The sequence below is a fragment of the Paenibacillus aestuarii genome, from assembly GCF_027789125.1.
In the GTDB taxonomy this organism is placed as follows: Bacteria; Bacillota; Bacilli; order Paenibacillales; family NBRC-103111; genus Paenibacillus_E; species Paenibacillus_E aestuarii.
Genome location: NZ_JAQFVF010000088.1, coordinates 66,979 through 93,570 on the forward strand (window position 1 = coordinate 66,979; position 26,592 = coordinate 93,570).

General features: G+C 50.6%; 25 protein-coding genes. 19 read left to right on the forward strand and 6 right to left on the reverse strand.

Annotated features, from left to right (window positions below; all coding sequences use genetic code 11):
• Positions 1-35: 35 nt before the first annotated feature.
• Positions 36-431 carry a hypothetical protein gene (locus O9139_RS29000; RefSeq protein WP_270885219.1) on the reverse strand — a complete coding sequence of 132 codons (396 nt, stop codon included), beginning with the start codon at positions 429-431 and terminating at the stop codon, positions 36-38.
• A gap of 398 nt (positions 432-829) precedes the next feature.
• Here O9139_RS29000 and O9139_RS29005 point away from each other — a divergent pair, with 398 nt between their 5' ends.
• Both O9139_RS29005 and hmpA read left to right on the forward strand, forming a co-directional pair.
• Positions 830-1,123, forward strand: coding sequence for a hypothetical protein (locus O9139_RS29005; protein WP_270885220.1), 294 nt, complete (start codon positions 830-832; stop codon positions 1,121-1,123).
• 172 nt (positions 1,124-1,295) lie between these two features.
• On the forward strand, positions 1,296-2,546 hold the full coding sequence (hmpA, locus tag O9139_RS29010) for an NO-inducible flavohemoprotein (RefSeq protein ID WP_270885221.1): 1,251 nt from the start codon (positions 1,296-1,298) through the stop codon (positions 2,544-2,546).
• A 17-nt stretch (positions 2,547-2,563) separates the two neighbouring features.
• On the opposite strand, the gene O9139_RS29015 is transcribed toward hmpA, so the two are convergent.
• The 3 genes from O9139_RS29015 to O9139_RS29025 all read right to left on the reverse strand — a co-directional run bounded on the left by O9139_RS29015 (position 2,564) and on the right by O9139_RS29025 (position 5,227).
• Positions 2,564-3,079 (reverse strand): Crp/Fnr family transcriptional regulator, encoded by a 516-nt coding sequence (locus O9139_RS29015; protein ID WP_270885222.1) that lies wholly within the window; start codon positions 3,077-3,079, stop codon positions 2,564-2,566.
• Positions 3,080-3,171: 92 nt separating this feature from the next.
• Positions 3,172-4,011: an aldo/keto reductase gene (locus O9139_RS29020; protein ID WP_270885223.1), complete on the reverse strand. Its 840-nt coding sequence runs from the start codon at positions 4,009-4,011 to the stop codon at positions 3,172-3,174.
• Positions 3,974-5,227, reverse strand: coding sequence for an MFS transporter (locus O9139_RS29025; protein ID WP_270885374.1), 1,254 nt, complete (start codon positions 5,225-5,227; stop codon positions 3,974-3,976). The genes O9139_RS29020 and O9139_RS29025 overlap by 38 nt, the downstream gene beginning before the upstream one ends.
• A 151-nt stretch (positions 5,228-5,378) precedes the next feature.
• Between O9139_RS29025 and O9139_RS29030 the strand changes: the two genes are divergently transcribed.
• Positions 5,379-5,744 carry a winged helix-turn-helix transcriptional regulator gene (locus O9139_RS29030; protein ID WP_270885224.1) on the forward strand — a complete coding sequence of 122 codons (366 nt, stop codon included), beginning with the start codon at positions 5,379-5,381 and terminating at the stop codon, positions 5,742-5,744.
• A 52-nt stretch (positions 5,745-5,796) separates the two neighbouring features.
• On the opposite strand, the gene O9139_RS29035 is transcribed toward O9139_RS29030, so the two are convergent.
• Positions 5,797-7,290 carry a peptide MFS transporter gene (locus O9139_RS29035; protein WP_270885225.1) on the reverse strand — a complete coding sequence of 498 codons (1,494 nt, stop codon included), beginning with the start codon at positions 7,288-7,290 and terminating at the stop codon, positions 5,797-5,799.
• A gap of 275 nt (positions 7,291-7,565) precedes the next feature.
• On the opposite strand from O9139_RS29035, the gene O9139_RS29040 reads away from it, so the two are divergent.
• The 12 genes from O9139_RS29040 to O9139_RS29095 all read left to right on the forward strand — a co-directional run bounded on the left by O9139_RS29040 (position 7,566) and on the right by O9139_RS29095 (position 21,549).
• On the forward strand, positions 7,566-8,885 hold the full coding sequence (locus tag O9139_RS29040) for an ABC transporter substrate-binding protein (RefSeq protein ID WP_270885226.1): 1,320 nt from the start codon (positions 7,566-7,568) through the stop codon (positions 8,883-8,885).
• Between the two features lie 63 nt (positions 8,886-8,948).
• Entirely contained in the window at positions 8,949-9,863 is a 915-nt protein-coding gene (locus O9139_RS29045; RefSeq protein WP_270885227.1) for a carbohydrate ABC transporter permease, read from the forward strand.
• Positions 9,863-10,681, forward strand: coding sequence for a carbohydrate ABC transporter permease (locus tag O9139_RS29050; RefSeq protein ID WP_270885228.1), 819 nt, complete (start codon positions 9,863-9,865; stop codon positions 10,679-10,681). The genes O9139_RS29045 and O9139_RS29050 overlap by 1 nt, the downstream gene beginning before the upstream one ends.
• Positions 10,682-10,687: 6 nt before the next feature.
• Complete coding sequence (locus tag O9139_RS29055; RefSeq protein WP_270885229.1) at positions 10,688-13,195, forward strand: hypothetical protein; 2,508 nt, start codon at positions 10,688-10,690, stop codon at positions 13,193-13,195.
• Between the two features lie 15 nt (positions 13,196-13,210).
• Positions 13,211-14,269, forward strand: a complete 1,059-nt coding sequence (gene bglB / locus O9139_RS29060; RefSeq protein WP_270885230.1) for a beta-galactosidase BglB — start codon at positions 13,211-13,213, stop codon at positions 14,267-14,269.
• Positions 14,270-14,375: 106 nt separating this feature from the next.
• Positions 14,376-16,679, forward strand: a complete 2,304-nt coding sequence (locus O9139_RS29065; protein WP_270885231.1) for an AraC family transcriptional regulator — start codon at positions 14,376-14,378, stop codon at positions 16,677-16,679.
• Positions 16,680-16,747: 68 nt separating this feature from the next.
• Complete coding sequence (locus tag O9139_RS29070; protein ID WP_270885232.1) at positions 16,748-17,680, forward strand: carbohydrate kinase family protein; 933 nt, start codon at positions 16,748-16,750, stop codon at positions 17,678-17,680.
• Between the two features lie 115 nt (positions 17,681-17,795).
• A complete protein-coding gene (locus tag O9139_RS29075) occupies positions 17,796-18,707 on the forward strand; it encodes an S-layer homology domain-containing protein (protein WP_270885233.1) in 912 nt (303 codons plus the stop codon).
• 413 nt (positions 18,708-19,120) lie between these two features.
• The gene (locus O9139_RS29080; RefSeq protein ID WP_270885234.1) at positions 19,121-19,435 is read left to right on the forward strand and encodes an MGMT family protein; all 315 of its coding nucleotides are present in this window, start codon (positions 19,121-19,123) and stop codon (positions 19,433-19,435) included.
• 103 nt (positions 19,436-19,538) lie between these two features.
• Entirely contained in the window at positions 19,539-19,997 is a 459-nt protein-coding gene (locus tag O9139_RS29085) for a MarR family winged helix-turn-helix transcriptional regulator (RefSeq protein WP_270885235.1), read from the forward strand.
• Complete coding sequence (locus O9139_RS29090) at positions 19,994-20,944, forward strand: ring-cleaving dioxygenase (protein WP_270885236.1); 951 nt, start codon at positions 19,994-19,996, stop codon at positions 20,942-20,944. The genes O9139_RS29085 and O9139_RS29090 overlap by 4 nt, the downstream gene beginning before the upstream one ends.
• Positions 20,941-21,549: an alpha/beta hydrolase gene (locus tag O9139_RS29095; protein ID WP_270885237.1), complete on the forward strand. Its 609-nt coding sequence runs from the start codon at positions 20,941-20,943 to the stop codon at positions 21,547-21,549. Before O9139_RS29090 ends, O9139_RS29095 begins: the two co-directional genes overlap by 4 nt.
• A gap of 53 nt (positions 21,550-21,602) precedes the next feature.
• Here O9139_RS29095 and O9139_RS29100 read toward each other — a convergent pair whose 3' ends face one another.
• Positions 21,603-22,466 (reverse strand): AraC family transcriptional regulator, encoded by an 864-nt coding sequence (locus tag O9139_RS29100; protein WP_270885238.1) that lies wholly within the window; start codon positions 22,464-22,466, stop codon positions 21,603-21,605.
• An 85-nt stretch (positions 22,467-22,551) separates the two neighbouring features.
• Here O9139_RS29100 and O9139_RS29105 point away from each other — a divergent pair, with 85 nt between their 5' ends.
• From O9139_RS29105 to O9139_RS29120, 4 genes are all read left to right on the forward strand, one after another.
• A complete protein-coding gene (locus O9139_RS29105) occupies positions 22,552-23,616 on the forward strand; it encodes a Gfo/Idh/MocA family protein (protein ID WP_270885239.1) in 1,065 nt (354 codons plus the stop codon).
• 30 nt (positions 23,617-23,646) lie between these two features.
• Positions 23,647-24,504 (forward strand): sugar phosphate isomerase/epimerase family protein, encoded by an 858-nt coding sequence (locus O9139_RS29110; RefSeq protein WP_270885240.1) that lies wholly within the window; start codon positions 23,647-23,649, stop codon positions 24,502-24,504.
• 76 nt (positions 24,505-24,580) lie between these two features.
• Complete coding sequence (locus O9139_RS29115; protein ID WP_377525709.1) at positions 24,581-25,429, forward strand: sugar phosphate isomerase/epimerase family protein; 849 nt, start codon at positions 24,581-24,583, stop codon at positions 25,427-25,429.
• Between the two features lie 188 nt (positions 25,430-25,617).
• Positions 25,618-26,580, forward strand: coding sequence for an ABC transporter permease (locus tag O9139_RS29120; RefSeq protein ID WP_270885242.1), 963 nt, complete (start codon positions 25,618-25,620; stop codon positions 26,578-26,580).
• The last annotated feature ends 12 nt before the right edge of the window (positions 26,581-26,592 follow it).

Below are 26,592 nucleotides of genomic sequence, written 5' to 3' on the forward strand. Positions count from 1 at the left end.
TAAGCCAGGATATTGGCTGAGGGATACCTTCTTTTTTATTTCTCTCCACGCCGATGCATATAAAGCCTAAGCAGCGACAGCTCGTGCAGCTTCTTTTTTGAAATCCGATATACGATGATTAACATAACCGCGGCAATGGGATAGACGGGAATGGAATAATAAAGTTTCCAGCCGGTGTACGTTAAGGTGTGGTTGATGACATTGAGCCACAAAAACAGCGAGAAACAGGTCCAGATGAAAATGTACCAGGCGGTTTTCCGGCCATACAGCTTCCATTTATCATAAATGAATAAAAAGACGGCGGATGAACAAGGGTACACAAAAAAGTGGTAAAGAGCCGCAGAGAGCTCGTAGCTCGTATTATCACCGAAATAATAAAGCTTATAGGGTGAGGTAATAAAAAAGTAATCGATCGTGGCGACGAGGCCCATGTTTTTATAGCGCGTGTTGAGTATGAAGAAATAGCGGAGAAATAGGACCATCAGAAGTGGAAAAAGTAGGATTCGATCTAAAAATGCGTATAAGCGAGGCTAAGTTGATCAGGAATAAGTAACGTTTTGAGGTTCATCACGCACAGGGCGGAATAATTTTGAAAGAAATAAGATGCAGTTAGCCAATAGATAAATATTTCCAGGATGTGCAGTCTCATCTTTAGTTTCAAAAATAAAAAGAGAACAGCTAGATTCAGAATCATATCAAGCAGGAAAACCATGGAAGAATCTCCTTCATTGATCTACTGTCTGTTTATCATATCCAAAACAACGAAATTTCCATTTCTCCCTCACCAGTCCTTCTTCCAAGCATACTGTGTAAAAAGGTGGTGATACAAATGACACTGGCAGATTGGCTAACTTATACGCTTTGGGCTATTTTCGGATTTATGATGCTTGACTTTATGATCGCCCTATTCGGATCGTTCTGGGCTGGGTCCTTCGACACAACATTCCTTGGTTATTTAAAAGATATTATGTTCTACGTGATACCGCTGAATTTTCTGTTGTCCATGGTGGCGATTGATCCTACGGGATGGATTGTTATTGTGGTTTATTTCATAGGCGGATTATCGATTATACTCAAGTATGTGATAGACATTGTGAGAAGGTTTCAAAAGATGGCTTCATAAAAAGGAATGAATGTGCGGCTAGACGGACCCTCTGTGTGGAGGGTTTTTTGTTGTGCAGCATGTTGGAAGCCGATTCACACATCGTTACGATTTAATGTGATTGAAATCACAAAGTGGGGGCGCCGCTTTTTATATACTGGGATCATCCCAAGAGAGAAACGAGGAGATCCTGATGCTAAGTGAGAAAACAATACAAGTCATCAAATCGACCGTACCGGTTTTAGAAATCCATGGCACCGCGATTACGAAACGATTTTATCAAATGATGTTTACAGCTCATCCAGAATTGCTGAATATATTTAATCACGCGAATCAACACCAAGGCCGGCAGCAGACGGCTCTAGCCAATGCTGTGTATGCAGCTGCGGTGAATATTGAAAAGCTGGAGTCGATCCTCCCAGTTGTAAAGCAGATTGCGCATAAACACCGCAGTCTCGGCGTGAAGCCGGAGCATTACCCGATTGTCGGTGAGAATCTTCTTGCTGCGATCAAGGACGTGCTCGGCGACGCGGCGACAGACGAAATCATCCAGGCATGGGCGGAAGCCTACGGCGTAATTGCCGATGCGTTTATCGGCGTGGAAGCCGACATGTACGCGCAAGCGGAGCAGCAAACCGGCGGATGGTCGGGCGATCGGGCATTTCGTGTGGCGCGTAAAGTGCAGGAAAGCGATGTAATTACCTCTTTTTATCTGGTGCCGGAGGATGGAGGAGCCGTGGCGTCGTTTGAGCCGGGGCAATACATTAGTGTGAAATTGGAGATTCCCGAAGAGGCAAATACGCATATTCGCCAATATAGCTTATCGGATTCCCCGGATAAACCGTATTACCGCATCTCCGTCAAGCGGGAGGATGTATATCAAGACAAGCCGGCAGGTAAAGTGTCCAACTATCTGCACAACGAGATTAAGCAAGGCGACACCTTGATGCTCTCAGTGCCGGCAGGAACCTTCACCTTGGATCAGCAGGATGCGCGTCCTGTGGTGCTGATCAGCGGAGGGGTTGGCTTAACGCCGATGGTGAGCATGCTGGAGACCCTGGCACATACGAACCCAGACCGCAAAGTCACCTTCATTCACGCAGCTCAGAACGGGAACGTACATGCGCTGAAACAGCAGGTGACGGATCTGGCGAGCCGCTCACCGCAAGTCAATGTCAAATGGTGCTATGAGAGACCAACAGATGCTGATCGAGAGCTGGGTCAATTCGACAAGGAAGGTTATATCGACCTGCCATGGCTGCAGCAAATCATAGCGACTACAGATGCAAGCTTCTACTTCTGCGGTCCGGTGAAATTCATGAGCACCGTCAATCGACTGCTGAAAGAACTGGGCGTTAGCGATTCTGACATCCACTATGAATTCTTTGGACCGGCAGGAAGCTTGGAGCAGGCTGAACCGGCTGAACCGGCAGGAGTACGGTAACGAGTTTCAGGAGCTGATTAAGACTGCTTATTCGCGCCTGCTTGTTGGCGAAGAAGCCGGTTGACAGTTTCGCGGCGCAGGCCGATAAATTGGCCGATCTCATCTTGGGTCAACAGCTCGTTCAACCGCACGGAGGGAAAATAAGCGTGAAACCATGCTTCCAGCTTGCGGAGCTTCTCCGAGGGCGCAACCTCTGTGAGCTGGTCGATCCTGCGCTGCATCATGCGCAGCTTATCCTGCAGCTGCAGCGCGATGTCGCGGTACTGCTCAGGGTTGCGTTCCAGTTCGCCATACCAGGCCTCTGGCGAAAGCAGCTCCACTTCGCAGGTCGTGAGCGAGACAGCCGTTCCGTAATAGGGATTGGGGCTGATCAGCGAGTGATGCGGAATCGTCTCCCCGGGTACAATGACATTAACCAGAATCTGTGAGCCGTCCTGATGGACGCGGACGATTTTTAATAAGCCGCTCTTCAGGTGATACAGAGGTCCGGATTCCCCCTGGCGGAATAACGTCTCGCCTTTATGCAAAATCATAATGAACAGCACCTTCCAACAAGAAAAAAGCGAAGGCCGAATCAAAAATTCGGCATTTCGCTTTTTATTATTTTACTCCAGTATATCAAAAATTAAAAATCAAAGTTATCCGGATCCGGGCCGACGCGCAAATTCTGGTTCAGTCCATCGATTTGCGCCATATCTTCAGCGGATAGTTCAAAATCAAATACGTCTGCATTCTCATTAATCCGATGTTCTTTTGTGGATTTTGGAATCGTAACAACGCCGTGTTGTAAATCCCAGCGCAGGATGATCTGTGCGACAGACTTGCGATACTTCGCCGCGATCGCGGTGAGCACAGGGTTATCTAAAAGCTGGCCTTGCATAAGAGGGGACCAGGCTTCCAGTTGGATGTGGTGCTCCTTCGTAAAGGAAAGCAGATCTTGTTGCGTGAGCAGCGGATGGAATTCTACCTGATTCACCATCGGCTTGATTTCCGCGTCTTTCATAACATCTTCAAGATGATGGATTTGGAAGTTGCTCACCCCGATCGCTCTGACACGGCCTTCGCGGTACAAAGTTTCAAGCGCTCTCCAAGCTTCTTTATACTTGCCTTTTACCGGCCAGTGGATCAGATACAAGTCCAAATAGTCCAAACCCAGTTTATCCAGGCTGGTTTGATAAGCTGCTAATGTGGATTCATAACCCAGGTCAGCGTTCCATACTTTAGATGTAATAAACAGCTCTTCTCGTGCAATTCCGTTCTCCTGCATAGCTTCATGAATCGCTTGGCCTACGCTGGTTTCATTGCCATAGATGGCCGCTGTATCAATGCTGCGGTAACCGTGGCGAATCGCATGTTTGACGGCGTTCACCAATCCAGGACCTTCCTCTACTTTGAACACGCCGAGTCCAAGCCAAGGCATCGTAACATCATTGTGTAGCTTGGTTGTGTCTTGTAAATGTTTCATCTTGGGAATAGCCTCCTGAAATTGTAGTTTGTTGTGCTGTATCTTTTGCTTCTAATCTTCGTGCCCAGCCCGTTAAGAGGACAGCGCCGAGAACCATGAGCGCGCCTACCCATGTGGTGTGGATCAGCCCGATGGAATCGGTCACGATTCCGCCTAAGTAGGCTCCAAGGGCAATGCCCGCGTTAAAGGCGGCAATATTCATTGCGGATGCAACGTCTTTTGCTTTTGGCGCAAACCGCTCGGCTAACATAACGACATAGACCTGTAAACCCGGCACGTTCATAAAGGCTAACAAGCCCATGAAAAATACTGTGATTAGACCTATGACAGGATGAGGGGCTGTAAACATCAATAAGAATAGGACGGCTGCCTGAATGACAAACATATAGAACAAGGCTGACAATGGTTTGTGGTTCGCCGCTTTGCCGCCAATTACATTGCCGATGGCAATGGCTACCCCATAGACAAGCAGGAGTATAGCGACTGTACTCTCTTTGAAACCGGTAATGTCATGCAGCAGCGGAGCTAAATAAGTGAAGACTACAAATGTTCCGCCGTACCCTAAAGCGGTGATGATAAAAGAAAGCAGCAGCCGTTTGTTGGTCACGAGCTTCACTTGCTCGCTCAGCGGTGTCGTCGAACCTTTACGCAAGTTGGAAGTGATCAATGTTAGATTGGCTATGAAAGCTAGGATGCCTACAGCTACTATAGCCATAAAGGCAGCTCGCCATCCCAGTTGTTGTCCAAGAAAAGTTCCTATGGGCACGCCGGTCACGGTTGCGACGGTAAGTCCGGAGAACATAATCGAAATCGCGCTGGCTCTCCGATGCTCGGGGACGAGGTCCGCCGCGATGGTGGAGCCGATGGACATGAACACGCCGTGTGCTAGCGCCGAGACGACTCGAGCCGCCAGCAGAAAGCCAATGCCGGTTGCTGTAGCGGCCAGCGTATTGCCGGCAATGAAGATGATCATGATCCATAGCAGCAGCGTTTTGCGGGACATGCCGGATGTCAGGGATGTTAAGATAGGGGCGCCGAATGTAACGCCCAAAGCATATAGCGTAACGGTAAGCCCGGAAGTTGTAACGGATATATGGAAATCGTCAGCAATAAGCGGAAGCAGCCCAACACTGATGAATTCTGTCGTACCAATGGCAAAAGCACTGATCGCAAGTGCCAGCAGAGCCAAAGTGCTCTTCTGTTTATCTCTCTCCATCATGTTCACTCCTTACCTACTAGTCATCGCCGGCCGGCAAATGCTATTATGAACGAAGATGGTACAAATGAATAGTACGTACTTCTAAGTGATATAGTAACTGAAAAGTAATATAGGTACCTAAAAGTACCTATAGATGAGGAGGGACGATATGAACTATCAGAAGAAGTACAATATTTCCGTAGAGGCAACTCTTGAAGTCATTGGGGGAAAATGGAAATGCGTGATCCTCTGCCATTTGCGCTGCGGAACGATGCGGACGAGTGATCTGAAGCGGCAGATGCCGAACATCACGCAGAAAATGTTGACGCAGCAGCTAAGGGAACTGGAAGAGGACGGCATTGTAACGCGGATCGTCTATAATCAAGTGCCGCCAAAAGTTGAATATCATCTAACCGAGTACGGTTTAAGCTTGGGGCCGATTCTCGATTCCTTATGTATGTGGGGAGAACAGCATATCATTAATAAATACGGCGATAAAAACGCTGTATTGGAAGATAGTATTTTGAACCGGTAATAAAGAAAGCACGAGTGTTAGAGGAAAGGAACCTCTTACTCGTGCTTTTTGTTTAGCGAATGCCTTTCATGAATCCCTGAATCTTCCGAGATAGCATGAACAGGATGAAACTTAGAACGAGCGCCGCAACGCCGATGACGCCAAAGTATTGCATCTCTGTTTCAGGCGTATAGAATTTGACGATCTGCGCATTCAAGGCTTGGGCCGCCGCGTTGGAGAGGAACCATAAGCTCATTGTTTGCGCGGAGAAGGCGGCCGGCGCCAGTTTGGTCGTTGCGGATAGGCCGACAGGCGATAAGCACAGTTCACCGATCACGACAATGAAGTAGCTGAGGACGAGCCACAACGGGTTGACCAGAGATTGGCTGCCACCGAAATAAGCGGGCAACAGAATGACCAAGAATGAGAGACCGGCCAAGAATAAGCCTATAGCAAACTTGGTCGGAATTGTCGGCTGGCGGTTGCCTAGCTTGACCCAAATCCAGGCAAAGACAGGCGCAAAGCAAATAATAAACAGCGGGTTCAATGATTGGAACCAGGCTGGTGATATATGGATCCCAGCAAAATCCAACTGCGTGCGCTGATCCGCATAATTTGCCAGAATCGTCGAGCCTTGCTCTTCAATCGCCCAGAACATCACCGCTGCGATGAACAAAGGAATGTACGCGATAATTCGGGAACGCTCCGTAGCAGTCGTCTTGGAGCTGTTATACATCACGATGAAGTACAGTGTCGGGATGAGAACCCCCAAGATGCCTACTAACGAAATGAATCGTTTGAAAGTCAGGAGCCCGGTCGTTATGGCGATGACGAGTAAAATGATAACCACAATCGCGGCTACGAGAATCAGTGTGTAACCTTTTTTCTTTTGCTCAGGCGCCATCGGATTGGTAACGAGCGTGCCGGCTAGGCCAAGGTTCCCCTTTTTCGTCGTTACAAACACGGTAAGGCCCAGGAACATCCCGACTGCAGCCAACGCGAAGCCGAGGTGAAAGTTGTATTGCATGCCGATCGTGCCGACAACCAGCGGAGCCAGGAAGCCGCCAAGATTGATGCCCATGTAGAAAATGCTGAAGCCTGCATCGCGGCGATTGTCTTCGGGGCTATAAATCTCCCCTACAATGCTGGAGACATTCGGCTTGAGCAAGCCTGTGCCGAGGACAATCAGCACCATTGAAATGAAAAACATCGGCACACTGCCAGGCACGGCCAGCACAATATGTCCGAGCATAATCAGAATACCGCCGTAGAAGACGGCACGCGATGTTCCGAAGATCCGGTCGGCCAACCAGCCCCCGATAATCCCGGACATGTACACCAGTGAACCATATATCGACATGATCGATAATGCAAGGCTCTGATCGATGCCGAGGCCGCCTTTTGTTACCTCGTAGTACATATAGAAAACAAGAATGGCACGCATGCCATAGTAGGAGAACCGCTCCCAGAACTCGGTGAAAAACAGCGTGAACAACCCTTTAGGATGTCCAAAAAATCCGGTTTGGGGAACGCTCGCAACAATTTCCTGTTTTTTAGATTCCAACATGTAATAACCTCCTTAATCCTTATGTATGGTGTCCTCTTGAGAGCAATACTACCCATTCTACTAAAATTTCAGGGGCTTGTCATGGCGATATCATTTTTTCCGCTTGCGCACGGAAGACGAAATATTGACATTTCTACGCATCCCGGCTGCAGCTATCACAAATGCGCTTTTTGCGATAAAGCGGATTTTGTTGCATTGTCTCCAAGCTGATGCCCAAGCTATAGTTGATTGGCGGGGTTCGAAACACCGACAGAAAAAAAGGGAGTTGGGTATCGATGAAGACAAAGAGCAAGTGGTTAAGCGCGGCGCTAACCTTGACACTCGCATTTGGTTTGGCAGGATGCGGTCAATCAGCCGAGCCATCCAAGGGGAGCGGGACAAGCGCCAGTTCGCCGAATGCAGAAGCTTCCAAAGACACTCAGAAAAAAACGAATCTGGATTTCGTATGGTTCTCTGACGGCAACGAAGGCGAAGTCATGAAGGGTTTGCTGAAGCAATATGAAGAAAAAAATCCGAACATCAAAGTGAACTTGGTGGAAGTCGCTTATGCAGATATGAACACGAAGTTGAAAACGATGATTTCTGGGGGCAATCCTCCAGCGCTAGCTCGCGTTTCCGACACGTCGACATTTTTTAATCAAGCATTGGATTTGACACCTTATGTCGGTGATCCGAACGCGTTCGCCGGTCAATTCATGGATACGTTGAAGTCGTATTATGTGACAAAAGATAAGAAGATCATCGCAGTTCCGCTGGATGTGACGGCGAACGGATTGATTTATAATAAAACGTTATTTAAGAAAGCGGGCGTCGAGGTTCCGACATCTCCGGACAAAGTGTGGACGTGGACGGAATTCGAAGCGGCTCTGAAACAAGTGATGGACAAAGGCGGAGCGAAGTACGGTCTGGTTTGGGACTTCTCCACGCACAGATGGTCGACGCTGCTCTACGAATTTGGCGGCAGTATGATGTCCGTAGACGGCACGAAAGCTACATTAAATACGGATAATGCAGTGAAGGCGCTTGATTTCTTCGTCAAGCTTCATAAAGATGGCGTGATGCCGACGTCGGTATGGCTCGGTGGCGACAACCCGAACAACTTGTTCCGCTCGGGAACGGTTGCCGCACATCTAGCTGGTAACTGGATGCTCAGCAATTACAAGACGATCGACAACTTCGAGTGGGGCGTTACTTACCTGCCGAAAGAGGTTACACGTTCTTCCGTACCAGGCTCCAAGTTCTTGATGGGCTTCAAGAACACTAAAGTGGAGAAAGAAACCGCGGATCTGATCAAGTTCTTGTCCTCCAAAGAGGCGAATGCCAAGTATGCGACTGACTCGCTGTTCATGAGCCCGCGCAAAGATAATGCGAAGCTGGATTATGCGTACGGCAAAGAGATGTTCGAAGTATTCGCGAACGAGCTGGCGGCGACGCCTGCAGAAGCAGGCGCAGACTGGTCCAGCGAGCTGGCGAACAAGTTCCAGGCTGACCTCAAGACGGGAATCGTGGAAGTGCTGAGCGGCAAGACGACAAGCAAAGCGATGCTCGACAAGATGAATAAAACCGTTGATACGATTATCAGTGAGAGTAAGTAATCTTGGATGGATGGGGGCTGAGCGTTCAGCCCCTTTTTTATAACACGTGAAGGAGATCGGGACATGGAAGGGACTGTAAAATCTGGCCGCAAGCCGTCTTCTGAGTTGACGACAGGCAAGTGGAAGAGAGCCGTTGCTCCTTACTTATTTGTTTTGCCTAACTTGCTCATCTTCACCGTATTTATTGTGGTTCCGGCCATTTTCGGCTTGATGTACTCATTTGCCAAATATGACGGTTTGAACCCTATGAAGTTCATAGGACTCCGCAACTATACCAAAGTGTTTACAACGCCTGACTTTTGGAACGCTTTCGGCAAAAGCGTGGAATATGTCGTTATTTCCGTGCCGCTCATCTATGTATGCTCCTTGGCGATCGCCTTGATCTTAAGCCGGGAACTTGCTGGCAAAGGGTTCTTCCGTTCGGTATTTTATTGGCCTACCTTGATCTCCTACATCATCGTAGGTTTGACGTGGAAATGGATCTTCAGCGACAGCTTCGGCATTATGAACTACTTACTCGGCTTGGCTGGGATCGATCCGGTGCAGTGGTTGACTGACCCCTTTCACGCAAAAATGACAATTATCGTAGCCACCGTTTGGTCCAGGCTCGGTTTCTATATGGTTATTTTTATTGCCGGCTTACAGGCGATTCCGCAGGACTACTATGAAGCGGCAACGCTGGACGGCGCCTCCAAGGCCAGATCATTCTGGAGCATTACACTGCCATTGCTGAAACCGACGAGCGTGCTCGTGGCCATGCTGAGCGTGATCGAGGCGTTCAAGGCTTATCCGCTGATGAAGGCGTTGACTGGCGGAGGGCCGGGTAAAGAGACGACCTACGTCGTGCAATATATTTACCAGATTGGCTTTGATAAACAAGACTTGGGTCTGGCCAGTGCGATGTCAGTGGTATTGTTAGTGATCATTGCAGGGCTCAGCGTGCTGCAGTTGAAGTTGACCAAGGGAGGGGAATCGTAATGAAGACCAGAAACCAACCGCTCTTATTTGTCATTCTGATTGTCCTGGCTTTGTTGTTCATGTTCCCGGTGATCTGGGTCGTTCTTTCCTCCTTCAAGGACAAAACCGATCTGTATCAATGGCCGCCAAGCATTTTACCGAGCCATTTTACATTGGAGAACTTCACGACGGCATTCAATAAAGGAAATTTCGGCACGTATTTCCTGAACAGCATATTTGTCACGGTTACGTCGACCTTGCTTTTGCTGCTGTTTAACTCCATGGCGGGGTTTGCGCTCGCGAAGTATAAGTTCAAAGGTGACAATCTGATTCTGGTGGGCTTTATCTCAACCTTGATGATTCCGCTTGAAGTGATCATGATTCCCATTTTTAAGGTCATTAGTGCGCTTGGCTTATTTAACAGCCTGTGGGGGCTCATTATTCCTCCTGCGGCCACGCCAACAGGTGTATTTCTGATTCGTCAGTATTTGCTCTCTATACCTGATGAGCTGCTCGAAGCCGCCCGGATGGACGGCGCAGGCGAATGGAAGATTTACTGGAAGATCATCGTGCCTATGGCTAAGCCGGTGTTATCCGTGCTGGCAATCTTCTCTTTCATGTGGAGATGGGACGACTTTCTGTGGCCGCTCATCGTGATTACGGATCCGAAAAAATATACGATACAGCTCGCGCTTTCCAATTTTATCGGCGAATACAATGTGGACTGGGGCAGCCTGCTGGCGATGTCCGTCGTAACGATGGTGCCCGTGCTCACGGTGTTCCTCGTGTTCCAGCGTTATTTTGTCCAAGGTATGGCCACTTCAGGAATGAAAGGATAAGCAATCATGACAAATTCATTGGTGTATGAGCCGTTGCAGCTAAAAAATCAGGTAATTAACCGATGGTTAACGAGCGGCATCTTCGAGAAGAAGATGACTTTTGTGCCAACCACAATGGAAGGCGATGTGAACGATTGGCTGTTAAAAGGGTTCTCCATTCACGAGAATCCATGCCGCAAGGAGTTTGTGACAGAGCGCAGAAGCCGCGTGCCTGAGCGGATCGCTACAGACAGCGCGCTGCCGGGCGTTTCACTCACGCTGTTGGAGCAAGCGAAGCCGTGGAACGTGTACTTCCCTTGGGGCAATCCGCGCGTGGAGTGGTCCGGCTTTTGGTTTGTGCCGACGTATCTGTGCACGTATGGCGTCACTGGCGTCATCGCACCGTCGGCACACCGCGCAAAGCTGAACATCAAGACCTGCGGCGGCTTGACGCTGTGGGTGAACGGCAGCTTGGCACTGGATTTCGCGCCGTTTACCCGCAATATGGAGCAGGAAACGGAAGTTTGGATCGACCTGCAAGCGGGTCATAACGAGCTGATGGTTTGTTTGGAGGATCTCGCGGAGCGGGATACCCAGTATTACTTCAGCATGGAATATATCGGCGAGCAGCAGATCCGCGTTGCGGTTCCGCTCGACGAAGAGACCTCCGCGCAAGACGTCCAAGCTGTTGAGCAGGCTCTGCTCGGGGCGAGCTTTCCGCAGGACGTCGTCACCTCCGGCGACGTGAAGCTGACACTCGCTAATCCGCTGCACCAGCAGCTCGCCTTCGCAATGGTGTACGGCAGTGAATTCGACGGCAATCTGAAACGCCGCACTTCCGTGCTGGAGCAGGGAGCGGCGGAGTTAAACTTTGGCCATGTCGACGACTATGTGATGGACTTCTCTGCGATGCGCTTCGAGACGAAGATTGGCAGCGTGCAGATCAATAAAATGGCAGCTTTGCAGATATATCCAGGGAAATTCGCCGAAGTTCAAGCGGATACGATTCAGGAGCGCAAGCAGCAAGCTCTGCACTGCATCGCACAGCAGGGTAAGCCGAATATTCACACGGCACTTGCACGGATTCAGTCCGGGTATGACGTGGCGGCTGCCACCCAGCTAATTCGGGACGGCATCGCCTTCATTAACGAGCGCAAAGACTGCTCGGATTTCTACCTGGTCGGCCTGTTCAAGCTGTGGAAAGAATACCGCCATACGGATCTGCTGGATCCGGCCCTATGGGAAGAAATCAAGAGCTGCGTGCTGAATTTCCGCTATTGGATTGATGAGCCCGGCGACGATGTCATGTGGTTCTTCAGCGAGAACCATTCGCTGCTCTTCCACACTTGCGAGCTGCTTGGCGCGCAGCTGTTCCCGGATGAAGTGTTCACGAACATCGGGGAGACCGGCGCCGTGCATAGAGCCAAGGGGGAGCAGCGGCTGGCGCAATGGTTCGAGCGCTTCTTCGCCGAAGGGCTGGCAGAGTGGAATTCCAGCGCTTATATTCCGATTGATGCAGTCGGATTGCTGCACATTTATGATTTGGTGGAGTCCGAGTTCTTACGCGCGCAAGCGAAAAAGGCGATGGATTTGCTTTATTACTACATTACGCTAAACGCGCGGAACGGGTATGTCGCCAGCACGTTCGGCCGCTCTTACGAAAAAGAACTCAAAGGCCACTACACAGCGGGCACAACGTCCATGTGCTGGATCGGATACGGCGTTGGCAATATAAACAGTTATGCCATCAGCAATGTCATTTTGTGCCTGACGGACTACGAGCCGCCTGCGGCATATGCGGATTATTTGCAGCCGGAAGCCGGCCAGGCGCTGACATTCAAGTACGAGCAAGGAAAAGACGGTTACGCCAAGCTTCATGGCTATAAGACTGCCGATTACTCGCTGACGTCTATTTATAATTTCCGTCCCGGCTATAGAGGGTATCAGGAGCATGTGGCGGAAGTATTTTTTACGCCGGAGGCGCAGCTATGGGTGAATCATCCGGGCGAGCGCAACTGCTTCGGTTCGGGCCGCCCCAGCTTCTGGGCGGGCAACGGCTGCTTGCCAAAGGTGGCTCAGCACAAAGGGCTTTGCGTCCTTATATATCAAAATGACCGCAATCATAACGTGGACTACACGCACGCCTACTTCCCGACGATGGCGTTCGATCGCAGCATGCAAGCTGGCAACTGGTATTTTGTCGAAAAAGAGGGCGCTTATGCCGCCGTGTATGCACAAAACGGACTTGAACTGCAAACGTTCGGCCCGAATCTAGGCCGGGAGCTCGTATCGCCTGGCTATGACAATGTGTGGATTTTGCGTGTATCCAGTCAAAAGGAAAGCGGCTCCTTCGGACAATTTATGGACGAAGTCAGCCGTATGGGGCTGCAGGTTTCACCAAGCGAAGTCACGGTTGAAGACAGCAAGTATGGAACCTTGCATATGGCTTGGGACGGGCTGCTGTCGGTGAATGGTGTGGAGCAGTCGGAGGATTTTGCCGGTGTCGAAGGTCGTATTGAACGAAGCGTTCTATAAGGGGGAGACGGAAGCATGAACCGAGAGACGATTTTAGCTGCCATTCACGGCGTATCAGATGCTATGAGATCGATGAAAAACAGCAGTATGCAGGAGAAATATCCGATCGGCCTGATTGATATTCATCTTTGGGAATGGCCGCAAGGAGTGGGCTTGTATGGCTTTTATCAATATTATGAGGAAACAAAGGATGAGAAGGCACTCCAATTCCTTATCGATTGGTATGACGCCAGAATCCGCGAGGGGCTGCCGGAAAAGAATGTGAACACCTGTTCGCCGCTGATTACGTTAATGTCACTTTGCGAGTTGACTGGCAAAGAGGATTACATTCGCGTGTGCGACGAGTGGAGCCGCTGGGTGATGGATGGGATGCTGCGTACCGGAGACGGCGCCTTCCAGCACATGATTACAGGCGATCCGAACGACGGCCAGATTTTGATCGACACTTTGTTTATGACCGTCCTGTTCTTGACCAAAGCAGGGGTATACTTCAACCGTCCAGAGTATGTCGAGGAAGCCAAACGGCAGTATCTCATTCATATCAAGTACTTATATGATAAAAACAACGGTTTGTTCTTCCATGGGTGGGACTTCAATGAAATGCACAATTACGGTGCCGTTCATTGGGGACGCGGCAATGGCTGGTATACATGCGGCATCGTTGACTTTATCGACATGGCGCCGCTGGAAGACGGCCTGAAGCAATTCTTGCTCGACACCATGAGGGCTCAAGTCGCAGCGTTGGCGAAGTTGCAGACGGCTGACGGCATGTGGCACACGGTGCTGGATGATCCTGCTTCTTATGTAGAGACCTCGTGCACATCGGCCTTCGGCTACGGCATTCTCAAAGGAGTCCGCAAAGGTTACCTCGACACGCAGTATAAAGAGGTCGGATTGAAGGCGCTGGAAGCGACGCTCCGCCGGATCGACGAGGATGGCGTGGTGCAGCAAGTTTCCTACGGTACACCTGTAGGCGGGGACGCGCAATTCTATAAGGATATTCCGATAAGTCCTATGACTTACGGCCAAGCGCTGGCGCTTTTGATCCTTATGGAAGGGTTGAAATTAACATAGTCCAAAGTATACTTAATGGATAGGTTCGTGCGATGCTGCGCGGGCTATCCATTTTGTGCTACATGGAATTATTGGAAATAGCTATTTGGTAGATGGGGTTGAGCGGATGAAATGGCCAAAACGATTTAACACCGTTTTCTACAAACTGATGTTTACTTACAGCTTACTGCTGCTCGTGACCATTGTTTTCGTAGGCATTACATCGTATGTCATTATTGCCAGAACTTTAAATGAAGAAGTAGAACGAAATGATAAGGAGCTGCTGGCTTACGTAGAAACCATGTCCGAGCACAGTGTGTTTACGACAGTTCAGAAGCTCTATCAAAAACTGGTCGTGCCGCATTACAAGACGGTTGATATGATGTCATTTTTCGGCGAGACCGATCTGGAGGATCGGATGCAGGATGTCTACGACGCTCATCAGTATTTGAAGGAAGTCGTGGAGAACCAGTACAACGTCGTCGATTCCGTCGATTTTTATTTTTTGAAAAGCAACGCCATTATGTCTTCTGAACTTGCCCTGCATCATGTACAGAATGATATTGAAGATTCTTGGGTGAATGAAGTCGGACATGTGACAGATCAGTCCCGATGGTTTGTCACCAAAGCATTAGATCCCAAGGGCCGCCAAATTAATGCGATCACCTACATCGGACCTTACCCGGAGAAGTCGACTTCGGGCCCGAAAGGCTACATTGCGATTCAAATCAATGAATTATCGCTCTCCAACATTTTGAAGCAGTCGGTCAATCAGGATACCAGCCAGCTATTTATTTTGACGCCTCATGAAATCGTATCCAGGAGCGGGCGGGAGCTACCGGCGAACCTGTCGTTTGTCGAGCAGATCCGGAATTACCCGGGGACGGACGGGCACATTATTGTTGACATCGGCGGCACGAATTCAATCGTCTCGTTTCATACCTTAGAGTCTACTGGATGGAAAATCGTTCGCGTCACTTCCGTGGAAAAATTTTATGCGAAAAACAGTTATATGCGCAATATGCTTATTCTTATCGGAATTATTGCTTTACTCATTGGCTATGCCATCTCGAGTGTGCTGACCGCCCGCATGTACAATCCGCTCAAATCGATTGTTGATAAAGCGAAAAGGCTGTTCGGCGACGCTCCGCATGATGCCAGCGTTCTTGCTGCGGATAATAACGAGTACGAGCAAATCAACGCTTTGATCAATAACTTGTCAGTGAAGGTCGCCAGCTTGGAGACGACACTGGAATCCAATCTTCCGGTGATCAAGAGCAAGCTGATTCTCGACCTGTTCCAGGGGAACATGAGCAGCTATCAGGAACTGGAGGAACGGTTCGAGCTGCTGCAGATGAAGCTGCCGGCCGACCAGTACTACACTTTTGTCACCCTGGAGCTGGACTATGAGTTAATGCGGCATATCAGCTTAAAAAACAGGCAGCTCATCATTTACTCCATTATTAATGAGATCGACAGCCATAAGGCTTCGCCGATGTTCGGGCTGGCTAGCGAATCTCCGTCCCTGTATCGCATCGAAGTTTTGATCTGCGCTAACCAACCGGATTACGAAGCTGTGGCTCGCCTCTTTCAGGAGCTGGCTGCCAAGCTGGCCGCCGACTTCTATGTGACGATGGTCGCATTGATCGGAACGTGGGAGCGCGACCCGCTGCAGCTTGAACACGGCTACAAGCAATCCGGTGCGCTGCTGAAGTATACCTACTTCCATCCCTCCCAATCGGTGCTCTTTATGGAAGCGCTTATGCGCAGGGAGACCAGCACGACAGAAATGGACGAGCAGCTGCTGGAAGAGTTCACGCGTGCGCTCAAAGGGAAGCGGCCTGATGCAATTAAAGAAGGGCTTCTCGCCTTTATGAACGCTTTGAAGAACGGATCTTTTTCAGCGAATTACAGCCATAAGATGCTGCGCGAGCTCGTCTACGTCTACTATCGCTTCGTCAAAGATATGAATCTGAGCACGCGCGACATTTTGTCGAAGCAGCTTTTCACCGAATTCGAGAACATCCGCAACATCGAGGAATTCGAGCGCTGGAGTATGAATGTTGTCGAAACCACGTTCAGTTTTATGGAGTTGACAACGAATACGAGCAAGAGCGCGGAAATTGTGAAAACGGTTAAAGCCTACGTGGCCAGTCACTTGTCTGATGACCTGTCCTTAGATGTGGCGGCTAGTGTCGTATTTCTCAGTCCGCGGTATTTAAGCAAAATATTCAAGCAGACAGCTGGTGAAAATTTTGTCGACTTCGTCACCAAGGAGCGCATGAACGCCGCAGCTGCGAAGATTTTGTCGACGGACGAGACGATCGAGGCGATCGCGCTGGGCGTAGGGTACAACAATCCGGCTTATTTCACTAAACGGTTCAAAGATACGTTTGGCGTTACACCGACGGCATACCGGGAACGCATGTAAAGCGCCGGGCACGCACGCGGCAATTGCATGAAGCTGTTATTCTTTTTTTACAATGGGGGCTGGGAGAGATGATTGTCGTAATTGGAGAATTGAATGTTGATTTGATCGTTTCAGGTACTGATGTCATGCCGGAGTGGAACCGTGAAAAGCTGGTTGATTCCTTTGCTTTAGCTTTAGGCTCCTCCTCCGCAATAACCGCCTGCGCGCTTGCCGGGTTAGGCTGCGAGGTGCAGATGGTCAGCGTTGTTGGCGCCGATCAGTTCGGCGATTACTGCCTGGAGCAATTACGCAGCAAAGGAGTGCAAACCGACTACATTACGCGCAATCCGAACTTGCAGACAGGCGTTACGCTGTCTCTCTCCACACCGAAGGACCGGGGCCTGCTCACCTATATGGGGAGCATCAATGCGGTGGCCCCGGAGCATCTCCCGGCAGAACTGCTCGCCCAAGCCCGGCACGTGCACTTCGGCTCGTTCTATTTGCAGGACGGTATGCGAGAGCATTGGTCCGGCGTCTTTCAGGCTGTGCGCCAGCATGGCGCGACGACGTCCTTCGATACGGGCTGGGATGTCCGCAATCAGTGGCACCGCGAGCAGATTCATGCGCTGATCGCTGACACGGATTTATTCATCCCGAGCGAGGACGAGCTGCTGCACATCTATAACGTCGACTCGCTGGAACAGGTTTGGGGCTTGCTCCCTGACAACCGCCTCGGCGTGGCTGTAAAAAGAGGAGCAAGAGGCGCCGTATGGTCGTCTGGACCAAGCAAGGAACTCCTTGCCGTCAACGCGTTCGATATTGTGCCTATTGATACAACCGGTGCAGGAGATTCTTTTAACGCCGGCATAATCTATGGCTATATGGCGGGGATGCGCGATGCGGAGCTGCTGCAGTTTGCCAATGCTTGCGGGGCGCTTGCGACTCTAGCGATCGGAGGCGTAGGTCGCGTATCTTCCGTCCAGGATGTAGAGTTGTTCCGCAGCACGCATGCCTTGAGGTAATTTTGCTGTTTTTTTATAGTCTAAGCCAGATGGTGCAACTTTCTCCAGATTCCAGACGTTTAAAGGGTACTCTAGAGTGACTGGAAAAAAAGTTGAGGAATGGAGATAGAATACTATGAAAAAAATAGCTAGTCTTACTTTGGTATCTGTTTTGCTGGGCAGCCTGACGTGGCAAACGGCCTTTGCTTTTAGCGATGTAGACGGGTCACAGGCGGAAGCCGTCGCAGCGCTGCAAGCCCGCGGTATTGTGAGCGGGGTGGATCAGGATCATTTTGTCCCGCAAGGTACAATCACCTATGCCCAAAGCGTGCAAATGATCGTAAAAGCGATGAAGTTGAACATCGATAACCTGCGGTTCTTCAAACAGCCGCTGGCTTCCGATTCGTATACGAATGTTCCGAACGATGCCTGGTATGCGGACGCGTTCATTATTGCCCATTATAACGGGCTGGACATCCCCAAAGATGTCAATCCGAATGCCGTGATCACAAGAGAACAGTTCGGGGATCTGTTGGTTCGCGCTTTGGAGAAGAACGGGAATTTTCCACTGGTCAAAATGTTTGTGATCATCAAAGATGCGGATCAAATCACGCCTGAGTACCAAGGCGCACTGCAGCGCCTGCTCTTGTACAAAATCACGCAGCTGGATCAGGACGGCAAGCTGAATCCGAAGGCGGCGCTGACGCGTGGCGAGGCTGCGACATGGGTGCACAATGCAACGAAGGTGCTCGATGCACATATGGTGAAGCCGGCGCCGGCTGAGACTGTAACGGTGCAAGTTGACAAAGTGAACGACGACGTCAACAAAGTGACGCTAACCCGTGAATCCAAGCCTACGTCCGGATATGACATTATCATTACGGGGATCCGTTTTGAAGACGGTGGCCGGTCCGTAGTTACGTATAAGCTACTGGATCCGGCACCGGACGCGATCAACGCGACGGTCATCACACAGCCGAAGGCGGTTACGTATGTATCTTCCGCCTATGAAGTTACAGCGGAGCTTGAAGCGGCTGCTGGTAAATAAGAGGCAAGGCAGGCTAGGAGAGGCGCCCAGAAGGGTGCCTTTTTTATATATAAAGGAACTGGCCCACCAAATTCCCAGATACCAATCCATATACTCAATCCAGATCCCCAATCGCTGCAGCCCGATTCCGCCCAACTATTTCATCAAAACTTGCTCATTACGTAGCTCTAGTCCGAATTAACCCAATTATTTGGCGCATTTAGACTCTGTCCTCCAGCAAAACCCGCCTCTAAGTCGGCTAATTCGGACTAGAGCCGCTTTCAGTAAGAGATTCACCTCTGCAATTCGGCTAGATCGGACTACAGCGCTTCCTGCTCCATCATAATGGGGTCAGCCCGAGCAGACGTTGAATTTGCTGAAAATGACGCTTATGATGGTAGAAAGAAATCCCCAGTAAGAGGAGAGGAAATTGGATGCTTCCTTATACGAAGCAGGTCGTGGAGATCATTCAATCTATACCTGAAGGCTATGTCATGACTTATGGACAGATTGCAGCTCTAGCCGGCAGCCCACGCGGCGCCAGACAGGTCGTGCGGATTCTTCATACATTAAGCGGCATGCATAAGCTGCCTTGGCATCGCGTCGTGAACGCGAAGGGGGAAATCGCGATTCAGGAAGAGGAGTCCCGTTTTAAGCAAATGCTCTATCTTAGCAGCGAAGGTGTAGAAGTTGACAGCGAGGGGCGAATCGAGCTGGAGAAGTACCGGTATAACCCGCCGGAAAATTAGGCGTTGAATTTATAAGGAGACCCACTTGACATATCGTCTCCGATGTATTATCTTAAATTTAAGATATTCAAATTTAAGATTTTTAGAAAGCGAGGCGATGCCAATGAATGATCCCAAGGGAAATTCCAATGAGGCCGCGCTAGATTTATACATTGCCCTATCCCGGGCAAGCCAATGGGTCAACGCCCATGCCGACCGCGATATTCGGCGGCACGGATTGAACCGGACCGAATTCGGTGTTCTCGAATTACTTTACCACAAGGGTGCTCAGCCTATTCAGCAAATTGGCGGCAAGGTGCTTATGAGCAGCGGCAATATTACCTATGTTGTCGATAAGCTGGAAAAGCGGGAGTTCGTGAAGCGTCGGGTTTCATCCGAAGATAGAAGACTCATCTATGCAGAGATTACAGATAAGGGCAAGACGTTTATAGAAGAAGTTTTTCCGCAGCATGCCAATGTGATTTGCGAATCGGTTGCGGGCTTAACGAAGGAAGAGATGGCGGTTGCCAGTCAACTGCTCAAAAAATTAGGCAAATATGCCCAAGGGAGATGGTCAAAATGACTCAACAAACAGCAGGAATTCATCATATTACCGCATTCGTAAGAGATGCTCAGGCGAACGTAGATTTTTATGCAGGCGTGCTCGGTCTTCGTTTGGTGAAAAAAACAATTAACTTCGATGCGCCGGAAGTGTACCACTTATATTTTGGTGATGAAATGGGCAGCCCGGGCACCATCATTACGTTCTTCCCATGGGCCAATTCCCGCAAAGGGCGCATTGGCGGCGGTCAGGTCGGGATTACTTCTTACGTCGTTCCTGTAGGCAGCCGTAGCTTCTGGGAAGAACGCCTAACCAAATTTGCCGTGCCATTTACGAAAGTGGAGCGATTTGGCGAAACGTACCTTCAATTCGAGGACCGCGACGGTCTTCAGCTTGAAATTGTCGAGCGCGAAGAAGGCAAACTAAGCACATGGGCGTTTGGCGGTGTGCCGGTGGATAAAGCGATCAAAGGCTTCGGCGGGGCTGTTCTGTACAGCACTGCACCTACCAAAACTGCCCATTTGCTGGAACATGTCATGGGTCTGGCTCGCATCGGGCAAGAAGGCGCTTATGCCCGTTATAGATCGACAGCCGATATCGGCAACGTGATCGACGTGAATGTGACGCCTATGGCATATGGCGCGGGAGGTGCAGGCACCGTGCATCATATCGCATGGCGGGCCAAAGACGACGCGGAACATGCACTGTGGAGAAGCCATGTCGAGCAAAGCGGCTATCATCCAACACCGATCGTCGATCGCCAGTATTTTAACGCGATCTACTTCCGTGAAGAGGGCGGTATTCTGTTTGAGATTGCTACAGATCCTCCAGGCTTTGCACGGGATGAGCAACCGGGTGCGCTGGGAGAGAAACTGATGCTGCCATCGTGGTATGAAGAGCACCGTCAGCAAATAGAAGCGAATTTGCCGCCGATTCAAGTGCGGGTATTGGAGGGGGACGAACAATGAGACATATTTTTCAGAAAGGCTCGGATCTAAGTGCACCGGTACTCGTTCTTTTTCACGGTACAGGGGGGACAGAGAACGATCTGCTGCCGCTTGCTAGGGCGATTGCGCCTGCTTCTTCGGTATTGAGCGTAAGGGGCAATGTGCTGGAGAATGGCATGCCGCGGTTTTTCCGCCGGCTGGCGGAAGGCGTCTTCGATGAGGAAGATTTAATCTTCCGCACGCAGGAGCTGCATGACTTCCTCGATCAAGCGGCTGTAGAGCACGGATTCCAGCGGGATAACCTGGTCGCTGTCGGGTACTCGAACGGCGCCAATATTGCCGGCAGCCTGCTGTTCCATCACCCTGGAGCGCTGAGGGGGGCAATCCTGCACCATCCGATGGTGCCGCGGCGCGGCGTGCAATTGCCGGATCTGTCGGGCGTGCCGATCTTCATCGGCGCCGGACAGAATGATCCGATCTGTTCGCCGCAGGAGACCGAGGAGCTGGAACAGCTGCTAAGCGCTGCTGGCGCAGCGGTCGCTGTCCATTGGGAGCGTGCCGGCCATCAGCTGACGCATACGGAAGTGGGCGCGGCGGCTGCTTGGTATAAAGAGCATTTTGAATGAAAGAAGCAATGGCGGTGCGAGGAGAGTAACCTTGCTACCGCCATTTTTTTCGCTTAAATATTAGACCGATAATGCTGAGGCGAGACGCCGACATATTTTTTGAACAAACGAGAGAAGTAGAAGACGTCTTTAAAACCAAGCGAGGCCGCCGTCTCTTTCACGGTTTGATGCGTGTTGAGCAGCATGTTCTTGGCTTCTGACACTTTGAGACGATGGATGTATTCATGGAGCGAATAGCCTGTGGCGCGATGGATCATACGGCGCAGCGTAGATAGCGAAATATGGTGTCGCTCGCAAAACTCAGCGGCTTCGAACGGCTGGTTGATGGAGGCCGAAATATCATCCAACAGCTTGGCCAGCGGATCGGGGGAAGGCGCCTTCAACCGCGGCTCGCTGCTCAGGAAGAACTCGTACAGCAGAGACTCCAGCAGCAATGCGGCACGATCCAGATTGCCGGGCTCACCGCTTTCCATCAGCGCAAAAATCCGGTCGATTTTGCTTTGCTGCGCATCGTCGGTTCCAACCTGTCGGACGAGTTCCGGCGCGGTCAACCAAGTGTCGAGCCACTCTTGAATACGCGAGCCTTCCAGGGTGAAGTAGAACTCATCCCAAGTCTCGTCGGGAGCCGGCCCATAATCGAAAGCAGCGCCCGGAAAGAAGAGAAACAGACTTCCTTTGCGCACCTGCTGCTTCTCCGCACCTTGAACACGATACGTGCCCGTGCCGCCGGCAATATAAACAATCGCATGATGCTTAAAACGGGCGTTACGCCGGTACAACGTGCGGTTGGGCAGATGACCGACAGAGACGATGGAGAGGGATTTCACGTTCAGCTTGCTGCTATCGGTAGAACGGTCGATAATACGAATCGGTTTGGAACTGATCGTATAGTCCATGTAGGTGGTCATGACAGGCATTCAACCCCCGGTATTGGTCATGTTATTCTGATTGTATATTGCGAATATGCAAATAAGCAAACATTCCTGGGAGGCGTAGCCACGTATGAGCGTAACGAAAACCAAAATTGGCGTTATCGGGTTAGGCTCGATTTCGGATTTACATTTGCAGTCGTATCATCGATCGGAAGAAGCGGAGCTGTATGCCGCCTGCGATATGAACGGGGGGCGGGCTGAAGAAAAGGCCGCAAAATACGGAATTCCGCATGTATATACGGATTATAAGGAGCTGCTGGCGAATCCGGACATCGAAGCCGTCAGTATCTGCACGTGGAACAACTCACATGCCGAGATCAGCATCGCTGCCTTGCGCGCGGGCAAACATGTGCTGGTGGAGAAGCCATTGTGCCGCACAGTCGAGGAAGCGCTTCAAGTCCAAGCAGCCGTGCGTGAAACGGGCAAAAAGCTAATGGTAGGCTTTGTCCGCCGCTACGACAGCAATGCTCAATTGGTCAAACGCTTCATCGATCAAGAAGAGCTGGGCGAAGTGTACTATGCCAAAGCATCTTGCATTCGCAGGCTCGGAAATCCCGGCGGCTGGTTCGCCGATCCGGACCGTTCCGGCGGGGGGCCTGTCATTGACATCGGCGTACACGTCATCGACTTGTGCTGGTACATGATGGGGCGGCCGAAGCCTGTATCCATCAGCGCCAACACCTACAAGAAATTAGGCAACCGCGCCAATGTCCGCAATTTATCTTTTTATAAAGCAGCTGACTATGATCCAACCGTGAACGGTGTAGAGGATATGGCCAACGCGTTGATCCGTTTTGACAATGGCGCTTCGCTGTTCGTCGATGTCAGCTTTACGCTCCATGCCAAGAAGGACGAGATCTCCGTCAAGCTGTACGGGGATAAGGGCGGCGTCGAACTGGAGCCGGAAGTGAGCTTTGTGACAGAGAAACATGATACAATTTTAAATATGACGCCACAGACGGACGCCAAGTCGCTGAATGTTCATGAAGCATTTTATAACGAAATTCAACACTTCCTTTCCTGCGTTCGTTCAGACAACCAACCGATTAGTCCAGTGGCCGACGGGCTTGAGATGATGAAGATGCTGTGCGGCATTTATGAGTCCGCAGCCAAGGGAACGGAAATAAAGCTGTAACGAGAGCAGCCGAAAGCGAGGGTGAGCAGAATGAAGCTAGGCGTTAGTACATATAGTTTGTACCGGGCATTGCAGTCTGGGGAGATGGATATTCTTGGTGTCATCGATTGGGTCGCGGATCAAGGCGTCGAGCACGTGGAGATCGTGCCGCTCGGTTTTCCGCTGGAAAGCCAGCCGGAGCTGGCAGACAGCATTCGGGAGAAAGCACAGTCGCGCGAGCTGGACATTTCCAATTATGCGATCGGGGCCAATTTCTTGACGGATTCGGAAGAAGCCTATGCGCAGGAGATTGCCCGGGTTAAAAAGGAAGTCGACACCGCGGCAAGACTCGGTGTGAAGCGGATGCGGCATGATGTGGCGCGCAGCCAAGATAACTCGATCGGCCATTTTAACCGCGAGCTGGAACGCATGGCAGCGGCATGCAGGGAGATTGCCGATTATGCCGCCCAGTACGACATTGTGACGAGTGTCGAGAACCACGGGTTCTTTGTCCAAGCTAGCGACCGGGTACAGGCGCTGATTCACGCAGTGAACCGGTCCAACTTCCGCACTACGCTGGATATCGGCAACTTCCTTTGTGCTGATGAGGATCCAGTCGCCGCGGTGAAAAACAATTTGCCCTATGCGTCCATGGTGCATATCAAAGATTTTTACCGCCGGCCCAGCTATCTGAATCCAGGCGAGGGCTGGTTCCGCTCGACAAGCGGCAGCTACTTGCGCGGAGCGATTGTCGGCCATGGCGACGTTGACATCCGGGAAGTGCTGCGCACAGTCAAGCAATCGGGTTATGATGGCTATCTGTCCCTGGAGTTTGAAGGGATGGAAGAGTGCAAGAACGGGACCAAAATCGGACTCGCCAATATCCGCAGAATATGGAACGAAGTTTAATCCTTCTTAAACCCAACATATATCATGCCATTAGGAGGCGTTGTTCTTGACAACGATTATTAATCCAATCGGAATTATGGTAGATTCGTTAAGGCTGAACTTGCGGGACGGGCTAAAAAAAGCCAAAGAGATGGGCGCGGACGGTGTACAGATCTATGCCGTGAAAGGGGAAATGGACCCGGCGAATCTATCGCCAGCTGCACGTAAAGAGCTCAAAGCGTACATCGATTCGCTCGGGCTGCAAATCTCCGCTTTATGCGGCGATCTCGGCGGCCATGGCTTCCAAGATAAGCAGGAGAATGCGTTCAAGATCGAGAAATCGAAGCGCATCCTCGATTTGGCGGTCGAGCTTGGCACGAACGTTGTGACAACCCATATCGGTGTCGTCCCGAACGACGTGCAAGACCCAATCTACGCCGAGATGCAGCGCGCCTGCGAAGAGCTCGGCGTGTACGCGAAGCAGATGGGCGCCTACTTCGCCGTAGAAACTGGACCGGAAACGGCTGCACATCTGAAGCAGTTCCTCGACTCACTCAGCACGGACGGGGTTTCCGTCAATTTCGACCCTGCCAACATGGTCATGGTGACAGGCGATGATCCGGTTCAAGGTGTTCACACCTTGAAGGATTATATCGTGCATACGCACGTGAAGGACGGCATCCGCTTGCGTCAGGTGGACCCGCGCGAGGTATACGGCGCGCTAGGCTACGAGCCGATGAGCCATGAGCGAATTGCGGAAGCGGCGACTAACGGACCGACGTACCGCGAGCTTGCGCTGGGTGAGGGTCATGTCGATTTTGCCCGCTATTTCCAAGCGTTGAAGGACATTGGGTACACCGGCTATTTAACGATTGAACGTGAAGTGGGAGAAAAGCCGGAAGAAGATATCGCAAAGGCGATTGATTTTATTCGCGAGCACCGGTAAATGAATCTTGAAGCCCTTACTTAGGCGGGAAGTCCGCCAAAGTAGGGGCTTTCTTTTATGGGTACCTGCGGCAAAAATCTAAAAAAAACACAAGAAGGTGAAAAGTGAATCCATAGCTGTAAGCGGCTAATCAAGGTAGGATGGAGGTATAACATCAAAGAAGGAAGAAGTGAAGGGGGCCTATGAGGATGGCGGTCAACGCACAAACAGTGAATCAAGCTCATCAACGCGTACAGGTCAGCAGAGGCAGAAGCTTTCTGCGAACGCTTTGGAAATATAAAGCGCTCTATTTGATCTCACTGCCGGGGATTTTATATTTTATCGTATTCAAATACGTGCCGCTGCTTGGCTCGGTGATTGCTTTTCAGGACTATAACATTTTTGACGGCTTCACGGGAAGCAAATGGATCGGCATGGAGAACTTCCAGCGGATGTTCGCGCATTATGACTTTCTCAAAATTTTGAATAATACGCTCTTAATCGGGTTGTACGATCTGGTGTTGGCATTTCCGGCGCCAATCCTTCTGGCACTGCTCTTGAACGAACTGCGTATCGTCTTATACAAGCGTGTGCTGCAGACGGTCGTGTACATGCCCCACTTCTTGTCGTGGGTTATTGTCAGCGGGATTGCGCTCGGCATCTTGTCTCCCTCCACAGGGGCGGTTAACCATTTCATCGCATGGCTGGGCTTTGAGCCGATCTACTTCTTAGGCGAGGAGTCCTGGATTCGCACCGTACTCATTTCCTCCGGCATTTGGCGGGATTCGGGTTACGGCACAATCATTTATTTGGCAGCGCTCGCGGGGATTAACCCCGACTTATATGAAGCTTCCGAAGTCGACGGCGCGAGCCGCTGGCGGCAGACACTATCCATTACATTACCGGCATTGCTGCCGACGATTATGATTTTGTTCCTTTTGCATATCGGGAAATTCCTGGACTTCGGCTTTGAACGTGTATACGTGTTCTTGAACCCGCTCAACAAGGAGCACGGCGAAATTCTAGATACGTATATTTACACCTCGGGCCTGCTTGGCCAACAATATAGCTATACAACAGCTATCGGACTTTTCAAATCTCTAGTAGGGCTTGTCCTCATTGTGATTGGTAACGTATTAAGTAAGAAAACAACCGGCGAAAGCTTGTATTAGACGGAGGTGCAC

What these genes read in the sequence shown, in the direction of transcription:
- O9139_RS29040 (WP_270885226.1), top strand. Translation starts at nt 7,566, where the DNA reads ATGAAGACAAAGAGCAAGTGGTTAAGCGCGGCGCTAACCTTGACACTC.
- O9139_RS29045 (WP_270885227.1), top strand. Translation starts at nt 8,949, where the DNA reads ATGGAAGGGACTGTAAAATCTGGCCGCAAGCCGTCTTCTGAGTTGACG.
- bglB (WP_270885230.1), top strand. Translation starts at nt 13,211, where the DNA reads ATGAACCGAGAGACGATTTTAGCTGCCATTCACGGCGTATCAGATGCT.
- O9139_RS29115 (WP_377525709.1), top strand. Translation starts at nt 24,581, where the DNA reads ATGGTAGATTCGTTAAGGCTGAACTTGCGGGACGGGCTAAAAAAAGCC.
- O9139_RS29080 (WP_270885234.1), top strand. Translation starts at nt 19,121, where the DNA reads ATGCTTCCTTATACGAAGCAGGTCGTGGAGATCATTCAATCTATACCT.
- O9139_RS29035 (WP_270885225.1), bottom strand. Translation starts at nt 7,290, where the DNA reads ATGTTGGAATCTAAAAAACAGGAAATTGTTGCGAGCGTTCCCCAAACC.
- O9139_RS29065 (WP_270885231.1), top strand. Translation starts at nt 14,376, where the DNA reads ATGAAATGGCCAAAACGATTTAACACCGTTTTCTACAAACTGATGTTT.
- O9139_RS29120 (WP_270885242.1), top strand. Translation starts at nt 25,618, where the DNA reads ATGGCGGTCAACGCACAAACAGTGAATCAAGCTCATCAACGCGTACAG.
- O9139_RS29050 (WP_270885228.1), top strand. Translation starts at nt 9,863, where the DNA reads ATGAAGACCAGAAACCAACCGCTCTTATTTGTCATTCTGATTGTCCTG.
- O9139_RS29005 (WP_270885220.1), top strand. Translation starts at nt 830, where the DNA reads ATGACACTGGCAGATTGGCTAACTTATACGCTTTGGGCTATTTTCGGA.
- O9139_RS29055 (WP_270885229.1), top strand. Translation starts at nt 10,688, where the DNA reads ATGACAAATTCATTGGTGTATGAGCCGTTGCAGCTAAAAAATCAGGTA.
- O9139_RS29095 (WP_270885237.1), top strand. Translation starts at nt 20,941, where the DNA reads ATGAGACATATTTTTCAGAAAGGCTCGGATCTAAGTGCACCGGTACTC.
- O9139_RS29075 (WP_270885233.1), top strand. Translation starts at nt 17,796, where the DNA reads ATGAAAAAAATAGCTAGTCTTACTTTGGTATCTGTTTTGCTGGGCAGC.
- hmpA (WP_270885221.1), top strand. Translation starts at nt 1,296, where the DNA reads ATGCTAAGTGAGAAAACAATACAAGTCATCAAATCGACCGTACCGGTT.
- O9139_RS29015 (WP_270885222.1), bottom strand. Translation starts at nt 3,079, where the DNA reads ATGATTTTGCATAAAGGCGAGACGTTATTCCGCCAGGGGGAATCCGGA.
- O9139_RS29110 (WP_270885240.1), top strand. Translation starts at nt 23,647, where the DNA reads ATGAAGCTAGGCGTTAGTACATATAGTTTGTACCGGGCATTGCAGTCT.
- O9139_RS29090 (WP_270885236.1), top strand. Translation starts at nt 19,994, where the DNA reads ATGACTCAACAAACAGCAGGAATTCATCATATTACCGCATTCGTAAGA.
- O9139_RS29105 (WP_270885239.1), top strand. Translation starts at nt 22,552, where the DNA reads ATGAGCGTAACGAAAACCAAAATTGGCGTTATCGGGTTAGGCTCGATT.
- O9139_RS29085 (WP_270885235.1), top strand. Translation starts at nt 19,539, where the DNA reads ATGAATGATCCCAAGGGAAATTCCAATGAGGCCGCGCTAGATTTATAC.
- O9139_RS29100 (WP_270885238.1), bottom strand. Translation starts at nt 22,466, where the DNA reads ATGCCTGTCATGACCACCTACATGGACTATACGATCAGTTCCAAACCG.
- O9139_RS29070 (WP_270885232.1), top strand. Translation starts at nt 16,748, where the DNA reads ATGATTGTCGTAATTGGAGAATTGAATGTTGATTTGATCGTTTCAGGT.
- O9139_RS29025 (WP_270885374.1), bottom strand. Translation starts at nt 5,227, where the DNA reads ATGGAGAGAGATAAACAGAAGAGCACTTTGGCTCTGCTGGCACTTGCG.
- O9139_RS29030 (WP_270885224.1), top strand. Translation starts at nt 5,379, where the DNA reads ATGAACTATCAGAAGAAGTACAATATTTCCGTAGAGGCAACTCTTGAA.
- O9139_RS29020 (WP_270885223.1), bottom strand. Translation starts at nt 4,011, where the DNA reads ATGAAACATTTACAAGACACAACCAAGCTACACAATGATGTTACGATG.
- O9139_RS29000 (WP_270885219.1), bottom strand. Translation starts at nt 431, where the DNA reads ATGGGCCTCGTCGCCACGATCGATTACTTTTTTATTACCTCACCCTAT.